This is a genomic window from Microbacterium sp. BF1, from assembly GCF_019279095.1.
Lineage (GTDB): Bacteria > Actinomycetota > Actinomycetes > Actinomycetales > Microbacteriaceae > Microbacterium > Microbacterium maritypicum.
Window position 1 is genome coordinate 1 of record NZ_JAGYWT010000153.1, and the last position, 5,393, is coordinate 5,393.

A 5,393-nucleotide genomic window follows, 5' to 3' on the forward strand; every position below is an offset into this window, starting at 1 on the left:
GCGACCGCCAAGCGCCTCGTGATCACCTCAGGCCCCAAGGCGGGCCTCGAGCTGCCGCTCAGCGCCGACTCCCTCACGATCGGCCGCTCCAGTGAGTCCGCTCTCGTGATCCGTGACGACTACACGTCCAGTCACCACGCGCGCCTGATGCTGCGCGGCGACAGCTGGGCGATCCAGGACCTCGACTCCACCAACGGCACCTTCGTCGCGGGCCAGCGCGTCTCCGGCTCGCCCGTCGCCCTCTCGCTCGGCACGCCCATCAAGGTGGGCGCCACGACCTTCGAGCTGCGAGCCTGACGCCGGCATGGTTTTCGAAGGCTCGAGCGTCGCGATCTCCCACACCGGGAAGGTCCGCTCCAACAACCAGGATTCCGGTTACTCCGGAGCGAACCTCTTCGTCGTCGCCGACGGCATGGGCGGCCACGCCGGTGGTGACGTCGCCTCGAGCATCGCGATCCAGCGTCTGGAGCCCCTCGACCAGCCGTATGCGTCGACGGAAGACGCGCAAGCCTCACTGCAGGCCGCGGCCACCACGGCAGCGGGCGACCTCATCCGTGCCGCGAAGGATCGACCGGAGCTCGCCGGTCTCGGAACCACCGTCAGCGCGATCATCATGGTCGACGAGTACGCGGTCATCGGCCACATCGGCGACTCGCGCATCTACCTCTACCGCGACGACGCGCTGACGCAGATCACCACCGACCACACCTTCGTGCAGCGCCTGGTCGACTCGGGCCGCATCACCCCGGAAGAGGCGCGCTACCACCCCCGCCGCTCCGTGCTCATGCGCGTGCTCAGCGACATGGACTCCGACCCCGAGCTCGACATGTTCGTCATGCAGACGCAACCCGGCGACCGCTGGCTGCTCTGCTCCGACGGACTCTCCGGCGTGGTCGATGAACCCCACATCCTCAAAGCCATGCAGCTCGGCCTCGCTCCGGGACGCACCGCCGACAACCTCCTCAAGCAGGCGCTCGACGGCGGAGCGCCCGACAACGTCACGATCGTCCTGGTCGACGTCGGCGGTCAGCACCCGATCCACTCGGGCACGCCCACGATCGTGGGCTCGGCCTCGAACCCCGACGGCGTGTACGTGCCCCCGGTGCGCCCTCCCCGCGGCAACTGGCTGCACCCGGTGCGCCAGGCCGCGAACGAGCCGAGCCACTTCGAGCCGGCCCCCGAGTACCTCGAGGAGCTCATCGAAGAGGATCGTCGTCGTGCCAAGCGCCGTCGACTCGGTTGGATCGCCGGTGCTCTCGTGGTGATCGCGATGCTGGGAGTGACCGCCTTCGCCGCGTACAGCTGGACCCAGACGCGCTACTTCATCGGCGCCGACGAGGACAGCGTGGTGATCTTCCAGGGCGTGCAGCAGAACATCGGACCGATCACGCTGTCGACCCCGATCCAGGACACCGACATCCTCCTTGCGAACCTGCCGCCGTACCAGCGGGCATCGGTCGAGCGCACGATCACCGCGCGCTCCCTCTCCGACGCGATGGCGATCGTGGACCGGCTCAAAGCGGGTGCCGACGCGAACACGATCGAGACCCCGCTGCCCACGCCCATGCCGACACCTGTCGACACCCCCGAAGGCGGTGAGGGATGAGCACCGACGTCGCGGCCGACACCAGTGTCATCAAGGCCCTCAAGCGCATCCGGATGCCGCAGAACCAGCGCAACCGCGAGTTCTGGCTGCTGCTGTTCGCGTGCGCGATCAGCGGCGCCGCCCTGACGCTCGTGCAGCTGGGCGCACTCGGCGTGATCGACCCGATGATCCTGGCGATCGGTGGCGGCCTCGCCGCTCTCGCCTTCGCCCTGCACATCGTGCTGCGCTTCGTCGCGTCCGACGCCGACCCGTTCGTCGTGCCCATCGCGACCCTGCTCACCGGCCTCGGCATCGCGATGATCTATCGGATCGACATCGCCTTCAAGAACACCGGCTGGAACGCCTACTCGACCAAGCAGCTCGCGTGGACCGCGATCTCGCTCGCGGGTGCGATCGCGGTGGTCATCCTGCTGCGCAACTACCGCATCCTGTTCCGGTACACCTACATCTTCGGCCTCGCCGGAATCCTGCTCCTGCTGCTGCCGTTCGTGCCCGGCCTGCGCATCCCGGACGCGAACGCGGCGGTCTGGGTGTCGCTCGGCGGCGCGTTCGCCTTCCAGCCGGGTGAGCTCGCCAAGATCTGCCTGGCCATCTTCTTCGCCGGCTATCTGGTGCGCACCCGCGAGAGCCTGACCTCCGTCGGCAAGCGCGTGATGGGCATCACCTGGCCCCGCATGCGCGAGCTCGGCCCCGTGCTCGTCGTCTGGCTCATCTCGCTGGGGATCATCGTGTTCCAGCGCGACCTCGGCACGGGAACGCTGATCTTCGGCATGTTCGTCGCGATGCTCTACGTCGCGACGGGCAAGACCAGCTGGGTGCTCATCGGCCTCGCCCTCGTGGTCGCCGGTGTCGCCCTCGCGACGCAGATCCTCAGCTATGTGCAGGGCCGCTTCATCAACTGGCTGTTCCTGTTCGATGCCGATCAGGTCGACCCCGACGGCGCCGGGTACCAGCCCATGCAGGGGCTCTTCGGGCTTGCCCGCGGTGGACTCATGGGCACCGGCTGGGGCCAGGGCCGCCCGGAGGTCACGCCTCTGGCCCACAGCGACTACATCATCACCAGCCTCGGCGAAGAGCTCGGACTGATCGGACTGTTCGCGATCCTCTGCCTGTACATGGTGTTCGTCAGCCGCGGCATGCGCATCGGCCTCGCGGGACAGGACGACTTCGGCAAGCTGCTGGCCACCGGGCTCTCGTTCACGATCGCGCTGCAGGTGTTCATCATGGTCGGCGGTGTCACGCGCCTCATCCCGCTGACCGGTCTGACCACACCGTTCCTCGCGGCGGGCGGTTCCTCCCTCGTGGCCAACTGGCTCATCGTGGCGCTGCTGCTGCGCATCTCCGACGGGGTTCGCCGTCAGCCCAGGGTGGTGATCGGCTGACATGACCAAGGAACTCCGCCGTCTCAGCATCATCATGCTGTTCATGTTCATCGCCCTCTTCGCCGCGACCAGCTGGATCCAGGTCGTCGAGGCGGATGCGCTGGCCCAGAACAGCAACAACAAGCGCACCCGGCTCGACAGCTACGAGATCCAGCGCGGGTCGATCATCGTCGACGGTGTCGCTATCGCCAGCTCGGTGCCCAGTGACGACCGGTACCAGTTCCAGCGCGTCTACACCGATGCCCCGATGTGGGAGCCGGTGACCGGGTACTTCAACCCGGCTCTGGGCTCGAGCACCGGCATCGAGAAGGCCATGAACGCCGAGCTCTCCGGCACCGGCTCGAACGCGTTCCTCGGCGAGGTCGAGCGCATCCTCTCCGGCCAGCCGCAGCGCGGCTACAGCGTGGAGCTCTCCCTGAACACCGCGGCGCAGCGGGCTGCCTACGAGGCCCTCGACGGGCTCAAGGGCGCCGTCGTCGCGATGGACCCGAAGACGGGACGCATCCTTGCGATGGTCTCGACCCCGGGTTTCGACGCCAACCTGATGGCGACGCACGACGCGGATGCGGCGAACGCGACGTACGACCAGCTGGTCGCCGATGCGAACAAACCGCTGTCCAACCGGGCGATCGCGGGAGATCTGAACCCTCCCGGTTCGACGTTCAAGGTCGTCGTCGCGGCCGCTGCCTACGCGACAGGCAACTGGACTCCCGACTCGACGCTGCCGAACCCGATCTCCTACACCCTGCCCGGTTCGACGAACCGCGTCTCCAACGCCTGGGGCGGCACCTGCGGCCCCGGCGAGACGGTCACCATCGCCGAGGCGATCAGGCTCAGCTGCAACATCCCGATGGCCGAGCTCGCCGTGGAGCTCGGCGACGACACCATCCGCGAGATGGCGGACAAGCTCGGGTTCAACCAGACGTTCGACACGCCGTTGACCTCGACGGCCTCGAGCTACCCGCGCGCCCTCGATGACGCCCAGACCGCGCTGACCGGATTCGGCCAGGGCAAGGTCACCGCGACCCCGCTGCAGATGGCCATGGTCTCTGCCGGACTCGCGAACGACGGCGTCGTGATGAACCCGCGCATGGTCGACGCCGTGATCGGGAACGACCTCTCCGTCATCAAGGCGTTCCAGGACAGCGAGTTCGGACGAGCGATGGAGGCCGACGTGGCGAACAACGTGACCGCGGCCATGGTCGCGAGCGTCGCTACGGGCGCGGCCCAGGGTGCAAGAATAGACGGGATCGACGTGGCCGGTAAGACGGGCACCGCAGAGAACGGAAACAGGCCGCACACGTTGTGGTTCACCGGCTTCGCGCCGGCGAACGACCCCGCGGTCGCAGTAGCGGTCGTCGTCGAAGACGGCGGCGGACAGGGACAATCAGGTAGCGGCGACACCATCGCCGCTCCGATTGCGAAGAAGGTCATAGAGGCGGTGCTGGGCAGATGAGGCCGACGCAGGGTGTGTCGTTCGGTGGTCGTTACGAGCTGCAGTCGCGTATCGCGATCGGTGGCATGGGCGAGGTGTGGGAAGCGACGGATCACGTCATCGGACGTACCGTCGCCATCAAGATCCTCAAGGACGAGTACATGGGGGACCCCGGGTTCCTCGAGCGTTTCCGGGCCGAGGCCCGTCACGCCGCTCTCGTCAACCATGAGGGCATCGCCAGTGTGTTCGACTACGGCGAGGAGAACGGCAGCGCCTACCTCGTGATGGAGCTGGTGCCCGGCGAGGCGCTCTCGACCGTGCTCGAGCGCGACGGCGCGCTGAGCGCCGACAAGACGCTCGACATCGTGGCCCAGACGGCTTCCGCTCTGCAGGCGGCTCACGCCGCCGGCCTCGTGCACCGCGACATCAAGCCGGGCAACCTGCTGATCACGCCCGACGGCCGCGTCAAGATCACCGACTTCGGTATCGCCCGCATCGCCGACCAGGTGCCGCTCACCGCGACCGGTCAGGTCATGGGCACCGTGCAGTACCTCTCGCCCGAACAGGCATCAGGACACCCGGCATCGCCCGCGACCGACACCTACTCGCTGGGCATCGTCGCGTACGAGTGTCTGGCAGGCAAGCGTCCGTTCACCGGCGAGTCGCAGGTGGCGATCGCGATGGCGCAGATCAACGAGCAGCCGCCACCCCTGCCCCCCACCGTTCCGATCCCGGTGCAGAACCTGGTCATGGCCATGATCGCCAAGAAGCCCAGTGACCGTCCGTCGTCATCGGCGACGGTGGCACGCGCGGCCCAGGCCCTGCGTCGCGGAGATCTGAACAGGGCGCGCCGGGGTCGATGAAGATCGGTGAGCCCGAGACGATCCTCTCCGCCCTCCCCGCCGCCGGTAACCACAACGGCGGCCGCATCGCTTTCGGCCCTGACGGGATGCTCTACGTGACGGTCGGC

The 5,393-nt window shown here is 67.8% G+C and carries 4 protein-coding genes and 2 pseudogenes; all 6 read left to right on the forward strand.

Going from position 1 to position 5,393, the window contains the following annotated elements:
- Positions 1–297 (forward strand): FHA domain-containing protein (locus KZA10_RS07330; RefSeq protein ID WP_218682531.1); only part of this gene is annotated, 297 nt, incomplete at its 5' end.
- A 7-nt stretch (positions 298–304) separates the two neighbouring features.
- Positions 305–1,606 carry a PP2C family serine/threonine-protein phosphatase gene (locus KZA10_RS07335; protein WP_218682532.1) on the forward strand — a complete coding sequence of 434 codons (1,302 nt, stop codon included), beginning with the start codon at positions 305–307 and terminating at the stop codon, positions 1,604–1,606.
- Positions 1,603–2,988 carry an FtsW/RodA/SpoVE family cell cycle protein gene (locus tag KZA10_RS07340; protein WP_017829947.1) on the forward strand — a complete coding sequence of 462 codons (1,386 nt, stop codon included), beginning with the start codon at positions 1,603–1,605 and terminating at the stop codon, positions 2,986–2,988. The genes KZA10_RS07335 and KZA10_RS07340 overlap by 4 nt, the downstream gene beginning before the upstream one ends.
- 1 nt (position 2,989) lies before the next feature.
- Positions 2,990–4,444, forward strand: coding sequence for a penicillin-binding protein 2 (locus KZA10_RS07345; RefSeq protein WP_141385599.1), 1,455 nt, complete (start codon positions 2,990–2,992; stop codon positions 4,442–4,444).
- Positions 4,441–5,262, forward strand: a pseudogene (locus KZA10_RS07350) (serine/threonine-protein kinase); the annotation flags it as partial. The gene KZA10_RS07345 and the pseudogene KZA10_RS07350, both read left to right, overlap by 4 nt.
- Before the next feature lie 5 nt (positions 5,263–5,267).
- A pseudogene (locus tag KZA10_RS07355) lies at positions 5,268–5,393 on the forward strand (PQQ-dependent sugar dehydrogenase); the annotation flags it as partial.